This is a genomic window from Pseudomonas sp. NPDC086278 (assembly GCF_050280905.1).
Lineage (GTDB): Bacteria > Pseudomonadota > Gammaproteobacteria > Pseudomonadales > Pseudomonadaceae > Aquipseudomonas.
This window is the reverse complement of record NZ_JBNNWE010000096.1, coordinates 1-23173: the sequence shown is the minus strand read 5'-3', so window position 1 is coordinate 23173 and position 23173 is coordinate 1. Positions and strand designations below refer to the sequence as shown.

At 61.6% G+C, this 23173-nt stretch carries 19 protein-coding genes; 11 read left to right on the top strand and 8 right to left on the bottom strand.

The window, feature by feature from the left end; all coding sequences use genetic code 11:
- From glmU to ACQKP4_RS23600, 6 genes are all read left to right on the top strand, one after another.
- Positions 1-974 (top strand): bifunctional UDP-N-acetylglucosamine diphosphorylase/glucosamine-1-phosphate N-acetyltransferase GlmU (glmU, locus tag ACQKP4_RS23625; RefSeq protein ID WP_427636087.1); only part of this gene is annotated, 974 nt, incomplete at its 5' end.
- A 216-nt stretch (positions 975-1190) separates the two neighbouring features.
- Positions 1191-1967 carry a DeoR/GlpR family DNA-binding transcription regulator gene (locus ACQKP4_RS23620; protein WP_427636086.1) on the top strand — a complete coding sequence of 259 codons (777 nt, stop codon included), beginning with the start codon at positions 1191-1193 and terminating at the stop codon, positions 1965-1967.
- A gap of 1 nt (position 1968) precedes the next feature.
- Positions 1969-3801 (top strand): glutamine--fructose-6-phosphate transaminase (isomerizing), encoded by a 1833-nt coding sequence (gene glmS, locus ACQKP4_RS23615; protein WP_427636084.1) that lies wholly within the window; start codon positions 1969-1971, stop codon positions 3799-3801.
- Between the two features lie 79 nt (positions 3802-3880).
- Positions 3881-4783: a LysR family transcriptional regulator gene (locus ACQKP4_RS23610; protein WP_427636082.1), complete on the top strand. Its 903-nt coding sequence runs from the start codon at positions 3881-3883 to the stop codon at positions 4781-4783.
- A 129-nt stretch (positions 4784-4912) separates the two neighbouring features.
- Positions 4913-5539 carry a glutathione S-transferase family protein gene (locus ACQKP4_RS23605; RefSeq protein ID WP_427636080.1) on the top strand — a complete coding sequence of 209 codons (627 nt, stop codon included), beginning with the start codon at positions 4913-4915 and terminating at the stop codon, positions 5537-5539.
- Positions 5540-5602: 63 nt separating this feature from the next.
- Positions 5603-7633, top strand: a complete 2031-nt coding sequence (locus ACQKP4_RS23600) for a pyridoxamine 5'-phosphate oxidase family protein (RefSeq protein WP_427636078.1) — start codon at positions 5603-5605, stop codon at positions 7631-7633.
- 121 nt (positions 7634-7754) lie between these two features.
- On the opposite strand, the gene ACQKP4_RS23595 is transcribed toward ACQKP4_RS23600, so the two are convergent.
- From ACQKP4_RS23595 to ACQKP4_RS23560, 8 genes are read right to left on the bottom strand one after another with little or no spacing between them, the layout of a single operon-like run.
- Positions 7755-8885, bottom strand: coding sequence for a glycosyltransferase family 4 protein (locus ACQKP4_RS23595; protein WP_427636076.1), 1131 nt, complete (start codon positions 8883-8885; stop codon positions 7755-7757).
- Positions 8886-10016 carry a glycosyltransferase family 4 protein gene (locus ACQKP4_RS23590; RefSeq protein ID WP_427636075.1) on the bottom strand — a complete coding sequence of 377 codons (1131 nt, stop codon included), beginning with the start codon at positions 10014-10016 and terminating at the stop codon, positions 8886-8888.
- Complete coding sequence (locus tag ACQKP4_RS23585; protein WP_427636073.1) at positions 10000-11367, bottom strand: glycosyltransferase family 4 protein; 1368 nt, start codon at positions 11365-11367, stop codon at positions 10000-10002. Before ACQKP4_RS23585 ends, ACQKP4_RS23590 begins: the two co-directional genes overlap by 17 nt.
- Entirely contained in the window at positions 11364-12617 is a 1254-nt protein-coding gene (locus ACQKP4_RS23580) for an ABC transporter ATP-binding protein (protein ID WP_427636071.1), read from the bottom strand. The genes ACQKP4_RS23585 and ACQKP4_RS23580 overlap by 4 nt, the downstream gene beginning before the upstream one ends.
- Entirely contained in the window at positions 12617-13414 is a 798-nt protein-coding gene (locus tag ACQKP4_RS23575; RefSeq protein WP_427636070.1) for an ABC transporter permease, read from the bottom strand. The genes ACQKP4_RS23580 and ACQKP4_RS23575 overlap by 1 nt, the downstream gene beginning before the upstream one ends.
- A complete protein-coding gene (locus ACQKP4_RS23570; protein ID WP_427636068.1) occupies positions 13415-14857 on the bottom strand; it encodes a mannose-1-phosphate guanylyltransferase/mannose-6-phosphate isomerase in 1443 nt (480 codons plus the stop codon).
- Between the two features lie 3 nt (positions 14858-14860).
- The gene (gene gmd / locus ACQKP4_RS23565) at positions 14861-15832 is read right to left on the bottom strand and encodes a GDP-mannose 4,6-dehydratase (RefSeq protein ID WP_427636066.1); all 972 of its coding nucleotides are present in this window, start codon (positions 15830-15832) and stop codon (positions 14861-14863) included.
- On the bottom strand, positions 15829-16743 hold the full coding sequence (locus ACQKP4_RS23560; RefSeq protein ID WP_427636064.1) for a GDP-mannose 4,6-dehydratase: 915 nt from the start codon (positions 16741-16743) through the stop codon (positions 15829-15831). Before ACQKP4_RS23560 ends, gmd begins: the two co-directional genes overlap by 4 nt.
- 429 nt (positions 16744-17172) lie before the next feature.
- Between ACQKP4_RS23560 and ACQKP4_RS23555 the strand changes: the two genes are divergently transcribed.
- Genes ACQKP4_RS23555 through ACQKP4_RS23535 form a run of 5 tightly spaced genes read left to right on the top strand, consistent with a single transcriptional unit; the run spans position 17173 to position 22865 of the window.
- Positions 17173-18738, top strand: coding sequence for a glycosyltransferase (locus tag ACQKP4_RS23555; protein ID WP_427636062.1), 1566 nt, complete (start codon positions 17173-17175; stop codon positions 18736-18738).
- Positions 18732-20027, top strand: a complete 1296-nt coding sequence (locus ACQKP4_RS23550) for a glycosyltransferase (protein ID WP_427636061.1) — start codon at positions 18732-18734, stop codon at positions 20025-20027. The genes ACQKP4_RS23555 and ACQKP4_RS23550 overlap by 7 nt, the downstream gene beginning before the upstream one ends.
- Complete coding sequence (locus ACQKP4_RS23545; protein ID WP_427636059.1) at positions 20024-20899, top strand: class I SAM-dependent methyltransferase; 876 nt, start codon at positions 20024-20026, stop codon at positions 20897-20899. Before ACQKP4_RS23550 ends, ACQKP4_RS23545 begins: the two co-directional genes overlap by 4 nt.
- Complete coding sequence (locus ACQKP4_RS23540; protein ID WP_427636057.1) at positions 20896-22053, top strand: acyltransferase family protein; 1158 nt, start codon at positions 20896-20898, stop codon at positions 22051-22053. Before ACQKP4_RS23545 ends, ACQKP4_RS23540 begins: the two co-directional genes overlap by 4 nt.
- Positions 22047-22865, top strand: coding sequence for a class I SAM-dependent methyltransferase (locus ACQKP4_RS23535; protein ID WP_427636055.1), 819 nt, complete (start codon positions 22047-22049; stop codon positions 22863-22865). Before ACQKP4_RS23540 ends, ACQKP4_RS23535 begins: the two co-directional genes overlap by 7 nt.
- Positions 22866-23173 lie beyond the last annotated feature (308 nt).

Sequence of the window (23173 nt, the reverse complement as noted above, 5' to 3'; positions counted from 1 at the left end):
CGACGGGTTACGGCCGAATCGTGCGCAATGCCGACGGCAAAGTGACCGCTATCGTCGAGCAGAAAGACGCCAACGAAGCCGAACGCGCGATCACGGAAGGCAACACCGGCATTCTCGCGCTGCCGTTCGCGCAGTTGGGTGGCTGGATGAGTCGCCTCTCCAATAACAACGCCCAAGGCGAGTATTACCTCACCGACGTGATTGCAATGGCGGTCAGCGACGGTCTGGTGGTGGCCACCGAGCAACCTCACGACGCCATGGAAGTGCAGGGCGCCAACGATCGCAAGCAGCTCGCTGAACTGGAGCGTCACTACCAGTTGCGCGCCGGTCGCCGCTTGATGGCGCAAGGCGTGACCTTGCGTGACCCGGCCCGTTTCGATGTACGCGGTGATGTCACCGTCGGCCGCGACGTGCTGATCGACATTAACGTAATCCTCGAAGGCAAAGTCGTTATCGAAGATGACGTGGTCATCGGCCCGAACTGCGTGATTAAGGACAGCACCTTGCGCAAAGGCGTGGTGGTCAAGGCCAACAGTCACATCGAAGGCGCGATTCTGGGTGAGGGCAGTGATGCCGGCCCGTTCGCCCGTTTGCGTCCGGGCACGGTTCTGGAAGCGCGCGCCCATGTGGGTAACTTTGTCGAACTGAAAAACGCGCACTTGGGTGAGGGCGCCAAGGCCGGTCACCTGACGTACCTGGGCGATGCCGAGGTTGGCGCGCGCACCAACATCGGTGCCGGCACCATCACCTGCAACTACGACGGTGCGAACAAGTGGAAAACCGTGCTGGGTGAAGATGTATTCATCGGCTCCAACAACTCCTTGGTAGCGCCTGTGGATATCTCTTCCGGGGCAACCACGGCGGCCGGTTCGACCATCACCCAGAATGTGGATAACGCACAGCTGGCGGTGGGTCGGGCACGGCAGAAGAACATCGATGGCTGGAAGCGGCCGGAGAAGATCAAAAAGAGCTGAGTTATCCACATTTCGGCAATCGGTTTGAGCTACCCACAGACCAGTCGATTGTATTCGCGGGCAAGCCCGTTCCCACAGGTTGTGCGCAATCCTGTGGGAGCGGGCTTGCTTGCGAGTGGGTTATCCACAGATATTTTTTTCGTCACCCGCTTGACGAAGTTTCGCCAATAGGTTTTGATTGCCTTCGTTATCTTTCGAATCGAAACTTACCAGCTCATGTCGAAACGCAATACACCCCAACGTCGCCACAATATCCTCGCCTTGCTCACTGAGCAGGGCGAAGTCAGTGTGGATGAGCTGGCCAAGCGCTTCGAAACTTCGGAAGTTACGATCCGCAAGGATCTGGCCGCGCTGGAAAGCAACGGTTTGCTGCTGCGTCGTTATGGCGGCGCAATCACCATGCCTCAGGAGCTGGTCGCCGACATTGGCCAACCGGTTTCCAAATACAAGCAGGCGATTGCCCGCGCCGCCGTCACGCGGATTCGTGAGCATGCGCGGATCATCATCGACAGCGGCAGCACCACCGCCGCGATGATTCCGGAACTCGGCCAGCAGCCGGGGCTGGTGGTGATGACCAACTCGCTGCACGTCGCCAAGGCATTGAGCGAACTGGAACACGAGCCGGTGCTGTTGATGACCGGCGGCACCTGGGACCCGCATTCCGAGTCCTTTCAAGGTCAGGTCGCCGAGCAAGTACTACGCTCTTACGACTTCGACCAGTTGTTCATTGGTGCCGATGGCATCGATCTGGTTCGCGGTACCACCACCTTCAATGAACTGCTGGGCTTGAGCCGAGTCATGGCCGATGTCGCCCGCGAAGTGATCGTGATGGTGGAGGCCGACAAGATTGGCCGCAAGATTCCTAACCTGGAGCTGCCCTGGAGCAGCGTCCATACCCTTATTACCGATGATCGCTTGCCGCTGGAGGCACGCGATCAGATTCAGGCCCGCGGTATCAATCTGATTTGCGCGGCTGTCAGTCAGGAGAAATAGCATGTGTGGAATTGTCGGCGCAGTCGCAGAACGTAACATCACCGCCATCCTGCTCGAAGGCCTCAAGCGCCTGGAATACCGTGGCTATGACAGCGCCGGTGTGGCGGTCTTCACCAATGATGAAAAACTTGAGCGCATGCGCCGCCCGGGCAAAGTCAGCGAGCTGGAAAACGCCCTTGAGGCCCAGCCTCTGATTGGTCGCCTCGGCATTGCCCACACCCGTTGGGCCACTCACGGCGCACCGTGCGAGCGCAACGCGCACCCGCATTTCTCCGGCGACTTGGCCGTGGTGCACAACGGCATCATCGAAAACCATGAAGCCCTGCGTGAACAGCTGAAAGCCTTGGGTTACGTGTTCACGTCTGACACCGACACTGAAGTCATCGCCCACCTGCTCAACCACAAACTCAAAGACCTGCACGACCTGACCGCGTCCCTCAAAGCCACTGTCAAAGAACTTCACGGCGCCTACGGTCTGGCCGTGATCAGCGCTCAACAACCGGATCGTCTGGTCGCCGCCCGCAGTGGCAGCCCATTGGTGATCGGTCTGGGCCTGGGTGAAAACTTCCTCGCCTCCGACCAATTGGCCCTGCGCCAGGTCACCGACCGCTTCATGTACCTGGAAGAAGGCGACATCGCCGAGATTCGCCGCGACAGCGTGCACATCTGGGACGTTCACGGCCAAGCGGTCGAGCGCGAATCCGTGCAGTACCGCGACGGTGCCGAAGCCGCTGACAAAGGCGAATTCCGCCACTTCATGCTCAAGGAAATCCACGAGCAACCGGCCGTGGTGCAACGCACCCTGGAAGGTCGTCTGAGCCCGAACGGCGTACTGGTGCAGGCTTTCGGTCCGCAGGCCGCCGAGTTGTTCGCCAAAGTGCGAAACGTGCAAATTGTTGCCTGTGGCACCAGCTACCACGCCGGGATGGTCGCCCGTTACTGGCTCGAAGAACTGGCCGGCATCCCGTGCCAGGTCGAAGTCGCCAGCGAATTCCGCTACCGCAAAGTCGTGGTGCAGCCCGACACCTTGTTCGTGACCATTTCCCAGTCCGGCGAAACCGCCGACACCCTGGCGGCCCTGCGCAATGCCAAGGAACTGGGCTTCCTCGCCAGCCTGGCCATCTGCAACGTCGGCATCAGTTCGCTGGTACGTGAATCCGACCTGACCCTGCTGACCCAGGCGGGGCGCGAAATCGGCGTGGCCTCGACCAAAGCCTTCACCACCCAATTGGTCGGCCTGCTGTTGCTGACGCTGTCTCTCGGTCAGGTTCGCGGCACCCTGGCCAAAGGCGTCGAAGCCACGCTGGTGGAAGAACTACGCCGCCTGCCAACCCGCTTGGGCGAAGCCCTGGCGATGGACAGCACTGTCGAGAAAATCGCCGAGCTGTTCGCCGAGAAGAACCACACCCTGTTCCTCGGTCGTGGCGCGCAATTCCCGGTGGCGATGGAAGGGGCACTCAAGCTCAAGGAAATTTCCTACATCCACGCCGAAGCCTACCCGGCCGGCGAGCTGAAACACGGCCCGCTGGCGCTGGTGGATAACGACATGCCGGTGGTCACCGTGGCGCCGAACAACGAACTGCTGGAGAAGCTCAAATCCAACCTCCAGGAAGTCCGCGCCCGGGGCGGCCAGCTCATCGTGTTTGCAGACGAGAAAGCCGGCATGACCAACGGCGAAGGCACCCACGTTGTGCACATGCCGCACATCCACGACATCCTGTCGCCGATCCTCTATACGATTCCGTTGCAGTTGCTGTCGTATTACGTCGCGGTGTTGAAGGGCACTGACGTTGACCAGCCACGGAACCTGGCGAAGTCGGTGACGGTGGAATAAGTTATCCGCAGGTGATCGAAACCCAAAAAATCGCAGCCTATGGTTGCGATTTTTTTTATCTGAACGAAGGGACGAGCCCATGGACCGATTCCAGGAAATGCAGGTCTTCGCCGCCGTCGCCCAGGAGCAAGGTTTCTCGGCGGCGGCGCGGCGTTTGGGGATGTCGGCGGCCAGCGTCACCCGGGCCGTGGCGGCGTTGGAAAAACGCATCGGCACGCAGTTGCTGACGCGGACCACCCGCAGTGTGCATTTGAGTGAAGCGGGTCAGCGTTACCTGGAGGACTGTCGGAGAATTCTCGTTGAGGTGCAGGAAGCGGAGGATTCTGCGGCCGGCAGCCACGCCCAGCCCCGTGGGCAGCTGACGATTACGGCGCCGGTGTTGTTCGGCGAGTTGTTCGTCACGCCGCTGATGGTCGGTTACCTGACGCGGTTCCCGGAAGTCAGCATCAACGCCTTGTTGCTTGACCGGGTGGTGAGCATGGTCGAGGAGGGCATCGATGTGGCGGTGCGCATTGGCGAGCTGCCGGACAGCAATCAGCATGCGATCCGCGTCGGTGAAGTGCGGCGGGTGATATGCGCGTCTCCAGGGTTTTTGTTGAAGCACGGCAGGCCACGGCATCCGAATGAGTTGAGTGGTGCGCCGATCATTGCCACCTCCGCCATTGGACAGCTCAAGACCTGGCCGTTTCTTGAAGGAGGAGAGTCGTTGGGTGTGCGCACGGAACCACGGCTGGTGGTCACGGCCAATCAGGCGGCCATTTACGCTGCTTCTCTGGGACTGGGCCTGACCCGCGTTCTGTCTTATCAAGTGGCGAGCAAAGTCGCCGCCGGTAAGCTGGAAATCGTCTTGGCTGACTTCGAACTACCGCCATTGCCGATTCATGTGGTTTACCAGGGCGGTCGCAAAGCGCCGGTGCGGGTTCGCAGCTTTGTCGACTATGTGGTGCAGAACCTGCGCGAACATCCGGCCTTGCGCAATTAGCGTTATTGCGCTGAATGAAATGATGGATTGCGTTTACTGGCTATTCTGTTGTTTTGGTTGCGGGTGGAAGATGACGACCCATCGGCGCTGATCCTTCCTGAACGGCGCCTTCACTTAGCGGAGTCGACCATGCAAGCCATCAAACTCTATAACTTCCCGCGTTCCGGCCATGCGCACCGTGTTGAGCTGATGCTGTCGTTGCTGCAGCTGCCGACCGAGCTGGTCTACGTCGATCTGGCGAAAGGCGCGCACAAACAAGCGGATTACCTCGCGATCAACCCGTTCGGTCAGGTGCCGGCGATTGATGATCAAGGCGTGGTGCTGGCCGACTCGAACGCGATCCTGGTCTATCTGGCGCAAAAATACGGCAACGGCCGCTGGCTGCCGACTGATCCGGTCGGCGCGGCGAAGGTCCAGCGCTGGCTGTCGGTGACCGCCGGGCCGATTGCTTATGGTGTGGCCCGAGCGCGGTTGGTCACGGTGTTCGGCGCGTCTTACAACGCTGAAGAGTTGATCGCCCAGTCCCATGCGCTGCTCAAGGTGATCGATCAGGAACTGGCCACCACGCCGTATCTGGCCGGCGGCGAGCCAACCATCGCCGATGTCTCCGCCTACAGCTACATCGCCCATGCACCGGAAGGCAATGTGTCGCTGGAGGATTACGCCAACATCCGCGCGTGGCTGGCGCGAATTGAAGCCTTGCCCGGTTTTGTCGGCATGCCACGCACCGTGGCCGGTTTGCAGAAAACTGCCTGATGTTCACGGCCTGATTCACGCGGGCCGCTCACAGTGCGCGATCAGCGCGGGGGAGAAGCCGTTATGCACCGTTCACCATGGCACGCTGGCGAAAGACAGTTGCAGGCTCACGTAGGAGTGGCCGAGCGAATGGAGGCGTTTGGTCGTAAGGTGATTCGCAGCGAGATGCCAGACCAGCACCGTACGTTCTATCAGCAACTGCCGTTCCTGCTGTACGGCGCGGTGGACGCCGACGGCAACCCTTGGGCGAGCATTCTCGAAGGCACGCCGGGTTTCGCTCACTCGCCCGAGCCTTCGTTGTTGCAGTTCGACACGCTGCCCAGCGCCGACGACCCCGCGCAACTGCAAGACGGCGCTGCCATCGGCCTGCTAGGCATCGAGTTGCACACCCGGCGCCGCAACCGCCTCAACGGTCGAGTCGGCGCCATGACGGTCGGTGGCTTCGGCGTGACGGTGGATCAATCTTTCGGCAATTGCCCGCAATACATTCAATTGCGCCAATTTCGCTCGGTGCCGTTGGCGGATCCGTCGACGCGTATTGCCGAGCACTTCAGTGAACTGGATGACGCAGCCAGAGCGGCGATTACCGATGCCGATACGTTTTTCGTGGCCAGTTACGTCGACATCGACGGCCAACGCGCGGTGGATGTTTCCCATCGCGGCGGTCAGGCCGGGTTCGTACAAGTTGAAGGCAATCGTCTGACCATCCCGGACTTCGCCGGCAACCTGCACTTCAATACCTTGGGCAACCTGCTGATCAATCCTCGCGCCGGTTTGCTGTTCATTGACTTCAATTCGGGCGATCTGCTGCACCTGAGTGGTCGCACCGAAATCGTCCTTGAAGGGCCGCAAATCGAAGCGTTCCAAGGGGCTGAGCGGCTGTGGACGTTCCACGTGGAACGCGTGGTCCGGCGACCCGCCGCGCTCGCCTTGCGCTGGCGTTTCGACGGCATGTCGCCCACCAGTCTGTTGACCGGCACCTGGGAGCAGGCCAGTGCCCGATTGCAAGCCAAGGCGCTGGGTGATCGCTGGCGGCCGCTGCGGGTGACGCGCATCGAACACGAAAGCCACAACATTCGTTCGATCTATCTGGAGCCGACCGATGGCGCCGGGTTGCCGGTGTTTCAGGCCGGGCAGCATTTGCCGCTGCGTTTCAACATCGGGGGCGAGGTGCATATCCGCACCTACAGCCTGTCCAGTGCGCCGTCGGATGATTTTTTCCGCATCAGTGTGAAGCGCGATGGCTTGGTGTCTTCGCACCTGCATGAGCAGATTCGAATCGGCGACGTGCTCGAAGCCCGCGCGCCGCAAGGGCATTTCACCGTGGCGCCGCATGAACATCGACCGCTGGTGCTGCTGGCGGCCGGGGTCGGCATTACGCCGCTGCTGTCGATGGTGCGTGAGGTGGTTTATCAAGGCTTGCGCACCCGAAGTATCCGTCCGACCTGGTTTTTCCAGAGCTCGCGGACCTTGGCCGACCAGCCATTTCGAGGGGAGCTTGATCAGTTGCTGGACGGCCTCGGCGACGCCGTGCGCGTGCTGCGTTTGCTCAGTCAGCCAGAAGCCGATGCTCGCGAAGGCGAAGATTTCGACTTGACCGGGCGGATCGACACCGACCTGATCCAGACCGTGCTTGAGGTTGAAGATTACGATGAGGTGGATTTTGTGCTCTGCGGTCCGGGCAGTTTCACCCAAGGGATGTACGACGACCTGCGCAGCCTGGACATCCGTGACGCGAGGATTCACGCCGAGACCTTTGGCCCGTCGACATTGCGTCGCACACCGGACCCGGACGCGGTGGTCATTGAACAACCGCCGGCCGCCACCGTGTCAGTGCCGGTTGTTTTTCAGCGATCAGCCAAAGAGGCGCGCTGGCAGCCGGACGGCGGCAGTTTGCTGGAGTTGGCGGAAAGCCGTGGCTTGCGCCCGGAATTCAGTTGCCGTGGTGGTTCCTGCGGGACCTGCAAGACGCGCCTGATCAGTGGCGAGGTGCATTATCCACTGCCCCCGGCGGAGGTGCCGGAAGCTGGAAACGTGCTGATTTGTTGCGCAGTGCCGGCACAGGGTTCGCAGCCGCTGGTGCTGGACTTGTAAAACCCATAAACGCTACAAAAACCCGTGGGAGCGGGCTTGCTCGCGAAAGCGTCGTGTCAAACAACGTCTATGTTGAATGTCAGTCCGCCTTCGCGAGCAAGCCCGCTCCCACAACAAGCAATCACGCGTAAGACAGGGATTTCTCTTCCAGCAGTTCTTCGTACAGCTCAGTCCACTTGCGGCCCATTTCGTCGGCTGTGAATAACTGGCGGTAACGCGCTTCAGCCTTCACGCCCATTGCTGCCGCCCGTGTCGGGTTTTCCCACAAAGTGCGCATCGCTTCGCGGAACGCCTGTGGGTTGCTCGGCGGCACCACCAGCCCGGTCTCGTTGTGGATGTTGATGTAACTGGTGCCGGTGCCGATTTCACTGGAGATCATCGGTTTGCCGTACATCGCGCCCTCCAGCAGCGAGATGCCGAACGCCTCGGAACGCAGGTGTGACGGGAAGACGATGGCGTAGCTCAGTTGCAGCAGCGCCACTTTGTCTTCGTCGCCGAGGCGCCCGAGGAAGTGAACGTTACGCAGCCCCAAGGCTTTGGCCTGGGCATGCAGCTCCAGTTCCAGCGGGCCGGCGCCGACGATGACGACCGGGTAATCGACGTCTTTCAGGGCGTCGAGCAGGATGTGCAGGCCCTTGTAGTAACGCATCACGCCCACGAACAGAAAAAACTTATCCCCAAGCTTTTGCCGCCAGTGCGCCATGCGCTCCTTGTCGGGCTGTGGATAACCTGCTTTGTTCAGGCCATAGGGGATCACTCGGGTTTTGTCCTGAAACTGCTGCAATACATCACTGGTGTGCAAGTAGTTGGGTGAAGCCGCGACAATCCGGTCGGCGCTGGCGAGGAAGCGGTTCATCAGCGGTCGATACAGCTTGAGTAGCTGTTTCTGGCGAATGATGTCCGAGTGGTACGTCACCACGCTCGGCTTGTTCAGGCCGCTGGCGAAATGCACCAGGTCCATGAACGGCCAGGGAAAGTGGTAATTGACCACGTCGACTTCGGCCGCCAGCTCGCGAAACTGTTTGAAGACGCTCCAGGAAAATCCGGTGGAGGCGAACTGGATATCAAGCCTGGCCCGATGCACTTCGTGCTGGCCGAGTTGCACCACCGGTGGCGTGGGGTCGGTGCTGAGGGTCAGCACCTGGCTTTCGACGCCATGCTGGGCACCGCTTTCACACAACTGGAAGATCACTTGTTCGATCCCGCCGACCGAGTCAGGCAGGTATGTCTTGAAAAAATGCAGTACGCGCATTCAACCTCCCATAGCCTGGCGGTAAGCGCGGGCCGTGACCTTCGCGCAACGCTCCCAGGTAAAAAGCCTTGCCTGTTGCAATCCGGCATCCGTGCATGCCTGCCAATACGGCTGATCGTCGATCAGTCGGTGCATGGCATCGCGCAAACCGTGTGGATCATCAGGTTCAATATAGTTGCCCGCCGCGCCGGCCACTTCGGGCATTGCCGAACGCCGGGTCACGATGACCGGTGTGCCACTGGCCATGGCTTCCAGCACTGGCAGGCCGAAACCTTCATAAAGTGACGGAAAAATCAGCGCCCGCGCGCCGGCCAGCAATTGTGCGACGTGTTCGTCCGGCAGATAACCCAGCAAACAGACGTGACCGCTGGCCAGGGCTGTGTGCAGTTGCGCGCTGAATTGTTCGCGCTGCCAGCCGGCCATGCCGACGATCAGCAGCGGATAGCGCTGGCGCAACGCTTCGGGCAACAAGGCGTGAGCGTGCAGGGCCAGTGTCAGGTTCTTGCGCGGCTCAAGCGTGCCGACGCACAGGAAATATTCCCGAGCCTCGACGCCATGCGCCTTGAGCACCGTGTCGATGGCAGCGGGCTCGCGCGGATGAAACCGCGCCGCCACACCCAACGGCGCCACGACAAACCGCTCGGCGGGCAAGCCGAAATGCTGTCGGGCTTCGTCGGCGATAAATTGCGAATCGGTCAGAATCAGCCGCGCGCGCTGCACACCGTCGGCCAGCCGCCGTTCGATTTCACGCAGGCGTGCCGGCGGTTGCGTCTCGGGATAGTGCAGGTGCGTCAGGTCATGCAGGGTGATGACCGTCGGGCCTTCGAACGATAACGGCCACAAACTCGGTTCATGGTAGAGGTCGATCGGCTGCGCGCGGCGCTGGTCGAAACGTTTCTGTTCCAGCCAGCGTCGGGCCTGGTAGGCACCGGGTATTTGCCGGAGCAATGGCGTCAGGCGCGAATAGCCGGGCATCGTCGCCTGCGGCAACTGCGAACTCCAGCCCCAGCCATGGAACAGCGACAGTTCGACATCGGACTCCTGGGCGAGGGCGCCCACCAGTTCGGCCACGTAGTGGCCGATGCCGGTGCGCGGGGCTTGCAGGATGCGGGCGTTAAGGGCAATTCGCATGTTGCCTCTCCTGCACGGCCGGTGTCTGGCCAACGTTGCGCAGGGTGCGTTCGACCAATTGCGCGCTGGCCTCGCGCCAGCCAATCCACTGCCATTGCGCGACGTCGCGAGCTGCCGGGAATTGCCCGGTGCGTTCGAACGCGATGATCAGGTCCGCCAGGCGTTGCGGCTCGGCCAAATCGAAGTACGCCATGAACTCGCCACCGATCTCGCGAAAAATCGGGATGTCGCTGCCCATCGCCGGCAAGCCGCGTTGCATGGCCTCCACCAGCGGCAGGCCGAAGCCTTCGACCCACGACGGAAACACCAGCGCGCTGGCGTGGGAATAGGCGTGTTCGAGGCTGGTGTCGCTCAAGTCGTTGAACATGAACAGGCGTTGATTGAGCTGCGGGTGATTGCGCACCCGTGCGAGCAGCGCGTCGCACTTCCAGCCAATGTGCCCGGCGATGCACAGCCGAGCGGTGGAGCCGCACGCCCAGGCGCGTTCGAACGCGTCGAGCAGGTAATCGTGGTTTTTGCGCGGTTCGATGGTGCTGACCATCAGGAACACCGGTTCCGGTGTTTCGAACACCCGCGTCAGGCGCGGCTCAACGGTGGCGTTGGCTTCGCGCAGGTCGAGTTCGGAGCCGAGGTGGAAATAGTCGAACCAGAGCGATTCGGCGTTGGCCGGTCCCAGGCGCTGCTGTAATTGCTCACGCACCTGATCACGCACGGTCGCGGAAATCGCCATGTAGCCGTCGGCGGTTCGCGTGATCCAGTCAAACCAGCCGTTGAAAACCTGCACCAGCCGGGCGTCGTAGAACTGCGGATGCGTCAGCGGGATCAGGTCATAGATCACCGCGACGATGCCTACGCCGTCGCGCTTGAGTTGTTCGGCGAACGGGAAGAAGTCGCTGTGCCATGAGGAATCGAGCAACACCAGTTGATCGCCCGGTTGATGCGGCAGCGGCGAACAGCGCTTGGGCAGTTGGTATTGATTGACCCGTTCGATCAGCCGCAGCGGCACGCTGAAACACGCCAGCGCCGTGAGCCGGTAAGCCACGTAAAGCGCCCGCCGGGCGATTTTCGATGTGCAACGTTCGTCCAGCCGCTGATGCAGTTGCCAGAAACGATGCGCGAGTCGTTCCAGGCGTCCGCCAAACGTCATCAAGCCATCGAAAAAAGGGATGCCCAGGGCGCCGAGTTGCAGCACTCGATAGAGCTTGCCCTTGAGCATCACCACGGCAATGCACTCAACCCCCTGCACGCTGTCCGGCAGTTGATTGATGACGTTGCGGACCACCCGCTGGATGCCCGAATTGACCTTGGGGTGCAGGAACACGTGGGTGCATTCGACCAACAGACGCGTCATGGCGTGCGCTCCGAGACACTCGGCTCGACGGCGCGGGTGATAGTGGTTTTCGCCCCCAGCCACGAGCAGCCGACGAAGTCTTCGTGCCGGTTGTTGATCACGTGGAACACCAGCCCGTAGTCGCGCCACTCGAAATTGCGGTCCAGGTGCGAGTCCAGCCGCGAAAGGCTCAGGGCCACGGAATAGTTGCCCTTGCCCAGGCCCATGACGAAGGCAAATCGGTAGGTCACGCGCTCGCCAGCCTTCAGGTCGTCGAGCGCCTGGTCCTGGCGATGCGTGTTGATGCCATACATGGCCTGGCCCAGGCGATCCTTGATCATGAAACCCAGCACCAGCCGTTCGATGTCCTGGCGGATTTCGACTTGCACCTCCAGCACCACCGGCTGGCCGACTTCGGCGGCATCGATGGCGCGCTCGCGCTCATCGAGCAGGCGCACGCTGAGAATCCCGGCTTCACCGGTGCCGGAAATGGTCTGGACCTGGCCGCCGGCGAGCATTTCCTGACGCACGGTTTGCCCTTCGCGCTCGGCGAGCAGGGCGTTGTAATAATCCATGACTGCTTCGGGGGTGCCGTGCATGGCCACACGGCCCTTTTCCAGCAGGATCGCCGAGTCGCAGATCGACTGGATCGCCCCACGGTCGTGGGACACGATCAGCAGCGTGGTCCCCGCTTTGCGGAAGTTGCGGATGCGGTCGAAGCTTTTGTGCTGGAAGTAGGCGTCGCCCACCGACAGCGCCTCATCGACGATCAGAATGTCCGGGCGCCGCGCGGTGGCGACGCTGAACGCCAGGCGCATCTGCATGCCGCTGGAATAGGTGCGAACCGGGTGATCGATGGCCTCGCCGATTTCCGCGAAGCGTTCGATCTCCGGCATCAATGCTTCGATTTCTTCGACCTGCATACCCAGCAATTGCCCGGCCATGACCGCATTCTGGCGGCCGGTGAAGTCGGCGTGAAAACCCATGCCCAGTTCCAGCAGCGCGGCGACGCGGCCTTCGAGCTGGATGCTGCCGCACGTGGGTTGGGTGGTGCCGGTGATCATTTTCAGCAGGGTGCTTTTGCCGGCGCCGTTGACCCCGACGATGCCCACCGATTCGCCGGGCGCGATCTCGAAATTGACGTCCTGCAACACCCAGTGCTGGCGATGGCGGATCGGCGAAAACGGAATCAGCCACTCGGCCAGTCGGCTCCAGCGCGTGCGGTATTGCTTGTAGGCCTTGCCCAGACCAGTAACGCGTATGTGCCCCATCAGAGTTCATCCACCATTTCGCCGACCCGCTGACGAAACAGTCGCAGCCCGATCACGCAGAACACCACGCCGCTGAGGAAAATCGGCAGCAGCGAATCCCAGACCGGCCATTGGCCGTAGAGAAACAGGTTCTGATAACTGGTGATCAGGTTGGTCAGGGGGTTGAGTTGCAGCAGGCGCTGCACCCATTCCGGCAGGATGCTCATCGGGTACACGATGGGCGTCAGCCAGAACCAGAATTGCAGGCAGATGGCGAAAAATTGCCCAACATCGCGAAAAAACACGTTCAACACGCCAAGAATCATCCCCAGCCCGGCACAAAACATCACTTGCAGCGCCAGTAACGGAATCAGCGCCAGCAGCGCCATGCCCGGCAGCCGCCCGGTGATCAGCAGAAAACCGATGAACAGACCGATGATGATCGCGAAGTTGATGCCGGCGTTGAACAGCACGATGACCGGCAGGCAGATGCGCGGGAAGCTGATTTTCTTCAGCAGGTTGGCGTTGTCCAGAAACATGTTCTGGCTGCGCCCGGTGATTTCGGCGAACAGGCCCCAGGTCAACAGGCCGGCGCAGAGGTAGACGCTGTAGGCCAGGCCATCATCCACGCCCGGTAAACGGGCACGCATGATGTGGGAAAAGATCACGGTGTAGACGACGATCATCGACAGCGGGTTAAGCACGGTCCACAGGGCACCGAACAGCGAATTGCGGTAACGCGCCTGAAACTCTCGCTTGACGCTACCGAGGATGAACCCTCGATAGCTCCACAGCGAGCGGTAAAGGGAAAGCAGCATTCAAACCGTCCTGCCGTAATGGTCTTCGAAGCGAACGATGTCGTCCTCTCCCAGGTATTCGCCGCTTTGCACTTCGATGATCACCAGATCAATCACCCCCGGGTTTTCCAGGCGATGCTTGTGACCGGCGGCGATGAAGGTGGACTCGTTCTTGGCCACCAGGTGCGTGCCGGTGCCGTTGTTGGTGACCTTGGCCATGCCTTCGACAACCACCCAGTGTTCGTTGCGGTGGTGGTGCATTTGCAGCGACAACTTGCCGCCCGGCTTGACCACAATCCGCTTGATCTTGAAGCGCGGGCCTTCCTCGAGCACGGTGTACGTGCCCCATGGCCGGCTGACCGTGCGATGCAAGCGATAGGCTTCGTGTTTTTTGTCCTTGAGCTGCTTGGCCACCCGGCGCACATCTTGCGCGCGGTCGGCGTGGGCTACCAGCACCGCGTCGGCGGTGTCGATGATGATCAGGTTATCCACACCCACCGCGGCCACCAGACGGTCTTCGCTCTGGACAAAGTTGCCGTGGCTGTCGATGAACACCGCATCACCGCTGACGCGGTTGTTCTGCGCATCCGCGGGCACCAGTGCCGCGACGGCGCCCCAGGAACCGATGTCGCTCCAGTCGAAACCGGCCGGCACCACCACCACTTTGTCCGAGCGTTCCATCAAGGCGTAGTCGATGGAGATGTCGGTGATCTCGGCGAACAGCGCCGGGGACAATTCCTGTTGCAGGTAGCCGACGGTTTCCACGGGGCTGCTTGCCGCCATGCAGGCGCGTGTCTGTTCCAGTAGCTCGGGCGCGTGCAGCTGCAATTCGGCGAGCACCGTCCCGATGGAGAAGCAGAACATGCCGGAGTTCCACAGGAAGTTGCCGCTTTCCAGGTAATGCGTGGCGGTTTCCAGATCGGGCTTTTCAACGAAGCGCTGCACCTTGGCCGCGCCTTTGGCGTCCAGCGGGGCGCCGGTCGCGATGTAACCAAACCCGGTTTCCGGTGCGGTCGGCACGACGCCGAAGGTCACCAGGAAGCCATCCCTGGCCAGCGCGACGGCGTGTTCGACCGCTGATTTCAACGCGGCTTCGTCGAGGATCAAATGGTCGGCGGGCATCACCACCATGATCGCTTCGTCACCGTGCAAGGCTTGCAGCGACAACGCCGCCGCTGCAATCGCCGGCGCCGTGTTGCGGCCGGTCGGCTCCAGCAGAAAGTGCGCGCGATGGCGACTGAGCTGCGCCTCGTGGTAGTGATCCTTGCTCTGGAAGTAATACTCGCGGTTGGTGACCGTGACGATATCGCCCCGGCCATCGAGCAAACCGGCCGCACGCCGATAGGTTTTGCCCAGCAGCGACTGGCCGTCGGGCAGGGTCATGAACGGCTTGGGATGACCCTCGCGGGACACCGGCCACAAGCGAGTACCGGCACCGCCGGAGAGAATCACAGGAATCAGCATGGCCTACTCCTTGGCGACGCGTTTCATGTCCGCGTCCATCATCATGCGGATCAAGGCATCCAGGTCGGTTTTCGGCTTCCAGCCCAATACACGCTGGGCTTTGGCCGGGTTGCCGAGCAGCACTTCGACCTCGGCCGGGCGGAAGAACGCCGGGTCGATCTTCACGAAGTCGCGGTAGTTGAGGCCGACGTGATCGAAGGCGATCCGGCACATTTCGCGCACGGTGGTGGTCACGCCGGTGGCGACCACGAAGTCGTCGGGCTTGTCCTGTTGCAACATCAGCCACATGGCTTCGACGTAGTCGCCGGCAAAACCCCAATCGCGTTTGGCATCGATGTTGCCCAGGCTCAGTTCCTGCTGCTTGCCCTGCTTGATGCGGGCGGCGGCGTCGGTGACTTTGCGGGTGACGAACTCGATGCCGCGCAACGGCGATTCGTGGTTGAACAGGATGCCGCTGCTGGCGTGCAAGTTGAAACTTTCGCGGTAGTTCACGGTGATCCAGTGGCCATAGAGCTTGGCCACGCCGTACGGGCTGCGCGGGTAGAACGGCGTGTTCTCGTCTTGCTGCTCGGCCTGGATCAGGCCGAACATTTCACTGGTCGAGGCCTGGTAGAAACGCGTGTGCGGGCTGAACTGGCGGATCGCTTCGAGCAAGTGCGTCACGCCCAGACCGTCGACGATGCCGGTGGTCACCGGTTGGTCCCAGGAGGCCGCGACAAAGCTTTGCGCCGCCAGGTTGTAGATTTCGTCCGGGGCCGATTTGATCACCGCGCGCTGCACCGAGCAGGCATCGGCCATGTCGCCGTCCAGGTAAACGATGTCACCTTCGACGCCCATCTCGCGCAAGCGCCAGCGTGCATCGCTGCTGCGGCGCGCCACCAGACCGTGGACCTTGTAGCCCTTGTCGAGCAGCAGCTTGGCCAGATACGCGCCGTCCTGGCCGGTGATCCCTGTGATCAATGCACTTTTAGTCATTCTTGTTTTACTCGTTTCTCCCAGTCGGACAGGATCGCCCGCAGGGATTGTTGTGTAGTGATGTCAGGCGTCCATCCTGTGGTTTGTGAAAGCTTGGCAGAGCTGCCACAAACGCGACGCTGGTCTGCGCGGCGAAGTCGCGCAGGGTCTTGAATCAGTTGCAGGTCGACCTGCGCGAGGTCGCCTAGTTGTTCGATCAGGCTGCGGATGCTCTGCTCGCGCCCCGAGCAAATGTTGTAGACCTGCCCCGGCGTGCCTTTTTCCAGGAGTGCCAGATAGGCCGAGACTACATCGCCCACGTCCAGGAAATCACGCGTGACGTCGATGTCGCCGACTTCCAGTTGCGGCGCCTGCAAGCCTTGCTTGATGCGGTTGATCTGCCGCGCGGCGCTGGCGATCACGAAGCTTTCCTTCTGGCCGGTGCCGATGTGGTTGAACGGGCGGGCGACCATGACGGGCCAGCCTTCGCTCAAGCCCCACTGCAGGCTGAGGAATTCCGCCGAGAGTTTGCTCACGGCATACGGGTTGCGCGGGCAGGGTGGCTGGTGTTCGGTGATCGGCAATTGCTGTTCACTGACCTGGCCGTAGACGTCGCCGGAGCTGACGTACAGAAACGTGCCGCTGAAGCCCCGCGCCTTGAGCGCTTGCAACAGATTCAGGGTGCCGAGCAGGTTGATCGACAGCGTGTGGGCCGGATCGCGGAAGGCTTCGGGGACAAATGTCTGGCCCGCCAGGTGAATGACCGCGTCGGGCATCTCGGGCCACAAGCCTTCGAGGCTGTGCGGCTGGCTGAGGTCGTACCGGGAAGTGACAGGCAAAAGCGCCCATTCCGAAGCATCAGCCTTCAGGCGAGATTGGATGTGTTGTCCAACGAATCCACTCAGACCCGTGACGAACAGACGTTTTTTCAAACAGCAGCCCCTTGGTCGTGCGTTTCGTCCATTTCCTACAGGCTTTATGGGAATGTCTGACAGACCGGGTGGATTCCTTGGTCGAAAGACAGGCGAAACGTTTTGTTGTAGTTATTTGGTAGCCAATCTGTGCCAATTGCTCGGCAATTTCAACAGGTCCAACCGTGACTGGTCAGTTCTCGTCAGCGTAGCCCGATTTATTCTCGCCGGGCGGTTCACGAATACTCGGCGGATGTGTTTAGAATGCCCCTCGTCGCGATTACCCAGGGTTCGACCGGGTTGTTTTCAAACCCCGTGAAACTGACCATTAAAACAAGAACGTCGACGGGCAATAAGACGATGGACGACCACCGGCACACGCCGACTCGCGCCATGGCTTTGCCGTCACAAAGCGGGGCTGCCGGGACGGCGGTTTCATCGTGGGATGCCATGAATTTCATTCTTTACTCGGACGTCAACGACAGCTCGATCAGCCAGAGCCTCGGTCGTCCTGAATACAGTTATTACTTCGTGCTCAAGGCCTATCGCCCTGTGCTCGAAAGCCTTGGCCGGGTGCATGTGGTGTCCTCCACCGCCGAGGTCGACCCCCTCTATCGACAATTGCTCGCCGCTGGCGAAGACAGCCTGTTTCTGTCGTTCACGCCACCGCAGAAAACCCCGAACACGTTCGAATGCCCAACCCTGTGCGTGGTGGCGTGGGAATTCGATTCGATCCCGGATGAACAGTGGGACAACGACCCGCGTCAGGACTGGACGCAGATGCTGGCGCGCCAGGGCCGGGTGATCACACTCTCCAGCCACACCGCCCGGGCGATCCGCAAGGCCATGGGGGAAGACTTCCCGGTGTTGGTGTTGCCCACGCCGCTGTGGGAAAACTTCGCGGCGATTCGCAGTCACCACACCAGCGCCCCGGTCAATGCCGGTTCGACGCTCGACATCAAAGGCTGCATTTTTGATACGCGCACGTTGGGGCTGAGCGCCGATGCACTGATCCCGCCACCGCCGACGGCCGAAGAGCTGGCCGCGCTGGAAGCGTTGAAACCGCCGCCGCTGACGCTCAAGCGCCGCCTCGTGATTGCCCGGCATTATTTGCACCTGTGGCGTCGGGACATGGGCAAAGCGCTGCCGGTCCCGCGGCACCGCAGTCATTTCTTGAGTCAGTGGTACTGGGAAGGCATTCGCGATCTGCTCTCGGATTCCGCTCACGCCAGGCTCGCCGGCTACCTGCCCGCCATCGCCGGCCCGCAGACGATGGCCGTGCCCGAGCCCGCGCCGCGCGATTGGCCGGACACTACCGCCCAGGTCAGCACCGAGGTGGATGGCGTGGTCTACGTCACCGTGTTCAACCCGCGCGACGGTCGTAAAAACTGGCATCAATTGATCACCGCGTTCTGCTGGGCCTTTCGCGAAACGGCTGACGCCACGCTGGTGCTGAAGATTACCCAAAGCGACTTGTCGTCCTACTACGACGAACTGATGACCTTGCTCGCGCAACTGTCGCCGTTCGCCTGCCGCGTGGTGGTGATGCACGGTTACCTGGATGATCCGCAATACGCCCGGCTGTATGAGGCCGCCAGTTATTACGTCAACGCCTCGCGCTGCGAAGGGCTGTGCCTGCCGCTGATGGAATTCATGGCCAGTGGCAAACCGGTGATCGCCCCGGACCACACCGCCATGGAGGATTACATCGATGAGCGCGTGGCGTTTGTGGTCAGTTCCAGCGAAGAACTGACCATCTGGCCGCAAGACACCCGGATCATCTACCGAACCCTGCGTTATCGCCCGGACTGGGGTTCGCTGAAAATCGCCTACGAAAACAGCTACCGCATGGCCAAGGAACAACCGCAGGCCTACCAGCGCATGTCGGCCGCTGCCATCGAGCGCATGCACGATTACTGCGCGTTCGCCCCGGTGCAACAACGTCTTGCCGACTTTTTTGGCCTGGCGCCACAGGTTTTACCGGCAGCGACCGCGACGGATAACGCCTCATGCTGATCCTCATTCATTCGGAAACCAACCAGCACACCATCGCCAGGAATCTCGGTCGTTCGGAGTACAGCTATTACTTCGTGCTCAAGGAGTACCGGCCGGTGCTGGAACGCCTGGGGCGCGTGGTGGAAGTCAGCGACCCGCAGACTGAAGTCGATGCGCTTTACCTCGACGCGCTGTCCCGTGGCGAAGACTGCGTGTTCCTCTCGTTCTCGCCGCCGCACCGCACGCCGGTCGGCTTCGCCTGCCCGACGCTGCCGGTGTTTGCCTGGGAATTCAGCACCATTCCCAACGAACCCTTTGCCGGCGAGCCGCGCAATGACTGGCGCAACGTGTTGCGGGCGACGGGCGCGGCGATCACGCATTCCAGCTACACGGTGAATGCCGTGCGCGAGGCCATGGGCGCCGAGTATCCAATCGTCGCGGTGCCGGCGCCGGTGTGGGACCGGTTCTCGGCGCGAGGCGCGCAGTTGCAACGGCAATCAACCGCCAGTCAGGTGCGGCTGACGATCAAAGGGTTGGTGGCCGACAGCCGTGAACTCGACCTGCGGGCGTTCGGCCCGGCGCATTTGCGCGCAGGCGAGGGTATCGATTTTGCAGCAGCGCCGCGCGAGTACGAACTGGGCCTCGACGGCGTGATCTACACCTCGGTGTTCAACCCGGGCGATGGACGCAAGAATTGGGAAGACATGCTCAGCGCCTTTTGCGTGACCTTCCGCGAGCAGGAAGACGCGACGCTGGTGCTCAAGCTGACGCACCACGACGCGGAGGAAGCGCTGACCGACATCCTTCATCACCTGTACAAAAACCAGTCCTACCGCTGCCGCATCGTGCTGATCTACGGCTACCTCGCGGACGCGGACTACGAGCGTCTGGTACAAGCCACCAGTTACGTGGTCAACACCTCTTACGGCGAAGGTCAGTGCCTGCCGCTGATGGAGTTCATGTCCTGCGGCAAACCGGCGGTCGCGCCTCGCACCACGGCGATGATCGATTACCTGGACGCCGACAACGCGTTCCTCATCGACTTCACCGATGAACTGACGGCGTGGCCCCACGACCCACGCCGGGCCTTCCGTACCCTGCGTTACGTGACCAACTGGGCGTCGTTGTGCCGCGCCTATCGCGCCAGTTATGAGGTGGCCAGAAACGACGCCGGGCGCTACGCGCAGATGTCCGCGCATGCGGTGGCCAGCCTCGAAAAATTCTGTAGCCAGGCCACCGCCGAACAACGACTGAAAGGCTTTTTTGCGCGCCTGTTCGAAGCCCGCGCCGTGGAAACCCCCGAAGCATGATCCGCGCGCTGATGACACGTCTGTTTCCAGCGGCGCAACCCGCACCGCTGCCGGTTGCGCCGGCTCGCGTATCGCCGCGAGACGTCGGCTTGCATGACGCGATGCACGACGGCTGGTTCTCGGGCGAGAGCGGTGAGTTGCTCAAGGGTTTTGCCATCACCGCCGACGACACGTTGCTCGATGTCGGTTGTGGCGAAGGCGTGGCGACCCTGTTTGCAGTCCGCCAAGGCGCGTCGGTGATTTTTACCGACAGCGAACACGACAAGGTCCGCGACCTCGCCCGGCAGGTGCAAGCGCAATCGCAGCAGGCCAGTCTCGGGTTGGTCAGCAACAGCTTGCCGCTGCCATTGGCCGATGCTTGCGCGAGCAAAGTGGTGTGCATGGAAGTGCTCGAACACATCGACCAGCCCGAGCCGTTCATGGCCGAACTGGTGCGCATGGGCCGTCCCGGCGCGTTGTATTTGCTCAGTGTCCCGGCCCCGGTCGGCGAGCATTTGCAGAAGGGCATCGCCCCGGCGGGCTACTTCCAGTCACCCAATCACGTACAGATTTTCACCCCGGAACGCTTTGCCGCGCTGGTCGAGGACGCCGGTTTGGTGATCGAGCATCGTCAGGCCACCGGGTTCTTCTGGGTGATGGGCATGATCTTTTTCTGGGCCAGCGAACGGGCCGCCGGGCGCGATCTGGGTGGCGCGGTGCGCGACCGGATTCAGGCGCCGTACCCGCCGCTGATGGAGAGCTGGGCAAAAACCTGGCAGGACTTGCTGGCGCAACCCGACGGGTTGGCGATCAAGCAACTGCTCGATCAGTTCATGCCCAAGAGCCAGGTGATCATCGCCCGTAAACCAATGGATGCCAGGAGGGCGCCATGAGCAATGACAGACGCATCATGGACATCGAGTTGTTGCGCGGCATTGCGGTGCTCGGCGTGCTGTTCCATCACCTGCAAGACAGCCTGTTCGCGGCGGCGGTGCCGGTGCTGCAAACCGTCACGTTGTGGGGCCAGCCGTGGTGGGGTGTCGACCTGTTTTTCGCCATCTCCGGGTTTGTCATTGCGCGCAGCCTGATCCCGGCGTTGCAGGGCTGCAACACGCGTCAGGAATACTGGCAGCAGACGCGCAACTTCTGGCTGCGCCGGGCGTTTCGCCTGTTGCCGTCGGCGTGGCTGTGGCTGGCGCTGATGTTGCTGGCGTGCATGTTGCTGAATCGCTCCGGCGCTTTCGGAACGCTGCACGCCAACCTGCAAGCGACGCTGGCCGGGGTGGCGCAGTACGCCAACTTCCGTTTCGCCGACAGCTTTTATCACTACGAATACGGCACCAGTTTTGTGTACTGGAGCCTGTCGCTGGAGGAGCAGTTCTACCTGCTGTTTCCGCTGTTGATTCTGCTTTGTCGCAAACACCTGGTCTGGGCCTTGCTGGCGCTGGTCGCGGTGCAGTTGTTCACGCTGCGCACGCCGATCCTGATGGTGGTGCGCACCGACGCACTGGCGCTCGGCATCCTGTTGGCGATGTGGAGCGCGCAGCCGTCGTATTGGCGTTGGGAACCGACGTTCCTGCGCCGCCCGTGGGCCGGTTTGTCGGCATTGGTCGGGGTGTCGCTGGCGCTCAGTTTCATGGCGACCGATCGGTTTACCTTTACCCATTACCGCATCGGCGTGATTGCCGTGCTGTGTGCGGTGCTGGTCTGGATCGCTTCCTACAATCGCGATTACCTGATGCCACGCGGCCTGTGCAAAAACCTGATGACCTGGGTCGGCAGCCGTTCCTACGGGATTTACCTGATCCACATCCCGGCGTATTTGCTGGTGCGCGAGTTCACGTTCCGCTTGCAGGCCGCCGGCCTGCCCAACCCGGGCGGTCACCCGATCCTGACGTTGCTGCTGGCTGGCGCGTTGATCGCCGTGCTCAGTGAACTCAATTACCGCTTTATCGAAATGCCCATGCGCAACCGCGGTGCCTCGCTGGTCAAGCGCCTGGGCACGTCCCGAACTGCCGCCCAAACCTCTGGAGCACCCTCATGCTGAGCCTTTTGAAGAAACTCACGGCGGGTACGCCCGCGCCCGTGGCACCTGCGGTGGAGAAGGTCGACCCGTACATGCTCGGCCTGCACGACGCGATGCTCAGTGGCTGGTTCAATCAGCACACCGGCGAACTGTTCACCGGGTTTCCGGTAACCGCCGAGGACACGCTGCTGGACGTCGGCTGCGGTGACGGCGGCAACGTGCATTTCTGCGGCATGCGCGGGGCGAAGATCATCATTGCCGACATCGACGCGGCCAAGGTCGAAGCCACCCGCCAGCGCTTGAGCGACACCCCGGCCCGTGGCGTCGAATGCCACGTCACCGACTGCAACCCGCTGCCGATTGCTGATGCGACGGCCACCCGTGTGGTGTCCACCGAGGTGATCGAGCACGTCGACGACCCCGCGCAGTTCCTCGCCGAACTGGTACGCGTCGGCAAACCGGGGGCGCTGTACTTGCTCAGCGTCCCGCACCCCAGCTCCGAAGACCTGCAAAAAGACATCGCCGCGCCGGAGTATTTCCAGAAGCCGAACCACATTCGCATCATCAGCGAAGAGCAGTTCAAGGCGATGGTCAGCGACGCTGGCCTGGAAGTGCTCAGCCACAGCCAGTACGGATTTTACTGGTCGATGTGGATGTTGCTGTTCTGGGAGGCCAAGGTCGATTTCAGCAATGCCGATCATCCGCTGCTCAATCACTGGGCCGACACGTGGCAAGCCGTTCTGGCATCGCCCCGTGGCGCGCAGATCAAACAGGCGCTGGACGCGGTGGTCGCGAAAAGCCAAGTGATCATCGCCCGCAAGCCGCTGGTGTAAACAGGCTGGTAGCCGCTGCATTGTGGTGAGGGGGCTTGTCGGGACGCCGCATCGCCCCGGTGGGCTGCGAAGCGGCCCTTGTGGAGTTATTCAGGCACACAAAATGTGCGGGATGACGACTGCTTCGCAGCCGAACGGGGGCGAGCCCCCTCGCCACATTCAGCTGCTACAGAATCCGTTTTTGGCTTGAGGGGTTTCATGCATTTTCCAGCTCGGCTGGTCGCGTCGTTTGCCGCTTTAGTGCTGCTCAGCGGCTGCGAGCAAAAAGACCCGCCGCCACTCGACCAGCAGCTCTACGTCTGGCAACG

Coding starts and splice junctions, on each gene's coding strand:
- ACQKP4_RS23575 (WP_427636070.1), bottom strand. CDS start 13,414: ATGCTGCTTTCCCTTTACCGCTCGCTGTGGAGCTATCGAGGGTTCATC.
- ACQKP4_RS23590 (WP_427636075.1), bottom strand. CDS start 10,016: ATGCGAATTGCCCTTAACGCCCGCATCCTGCAAGCCCCGCGCACCGGC.
- ACQKP4_RS23620 (WP_427636086.1), top strand. CDS start 1,191: ATGTCGAAACGCAATACACCCCAACGTCGCCACAATATCCTCGCCTTG.
- ACQKP4_RS23585 (WP_427636073.1), bottom strand. CDS start 11,367: ATGACGCGTCTGTTGGTCGAATGCACCCACGTGTTCCTGCACCCCAAG.
- ACQKP4_RS23555 (WP_427636062.1), top strand. CDS start 17,173: ATGAATTTCATTCTTTACTCGGACGTCAACGACAGCTCGATCAGCCAG.
- ACQKP4_RS23600 (WP_427636078.1), top strand. CDS start 5,603: ATGCACCGTTCACCATGGCACGCTGGCGAAAGACAGTTGCAGGCTCAC.
- ACQKP4_RS23540 (WP_427636057.1), top strand. CDS start 20,896: ATGAGCAATGACAGACGCATCATGGACATCGAGTTGTTGCGCGGCATT.
- ACQKP4_RS23570 (WP_427636068.1), bottom strand. CDS start 14,857: ATGCTGATTCCTGTGATTCTCTCCGGCGGTGCCGGTACTCGCTTGTGG.
- ACQKP4_RS23605 (WP_427636080.1), top strand. CDS start 4,913: ATGCAAGCCATCAAACTCTATAACTTCCCGCGTTCCGGCCATGCGCAC.
- ACQKP4_RS23550 (WP_427636061.1), top strand. CDS start 18,732: ATGCTGATCCTCATTCATTCGGAAACCAACCAGCACACCATCGCCAGG.
- gmd (WP_427636066.1), bottom strand. CDS start 15,832: ATGACTAAAAGTGCATTGATCACAGGGATCACCGGCCAGGACGGCGCG.
- ACQKP4_RS23535 (WP_427636055.1), top strand. CDS start 22,047: ATGCTGAGCCTTTTGAAGAAACTCACGGCGGGTACGCCCGCGCCCGTG.
- ACQKP4_RS23610 (WP_427636082.1), top strand. CDS start 3,881: ATGGACCGATTCCAGGAAATGCAGGTCTTCGCCGCCGTCGCCCAGGAG.
- ACQKP4_RS23595 (WP_427636076.1), bottom strand. CDS start 8,885: ATGCGCGTACTGCATTTTTTCAAGACATACCTGCCTGACTCGGTCGGC.
- ACQKP4_RS23580 (WP_427636071.1), bottom strand. CDS start 12,617: ATGGGGCACATACGCGTTACTGGTCTGGGCAAGGCCTACAAGCAATAC.
- ACQKP4_RS23545 (WP_427636059.1), top strand. CDS start 20,024: ATGATCCGCGCGCTGATGACACGTCTGTTTCCAGCGGCGCAACCCGCA.
- glmS (WP_427636084.1), top strand. CDS start 1,969: ATGTGTGGAATTGTCGGCGCAGTCGCAGAACGTAACATCACCGCCATC.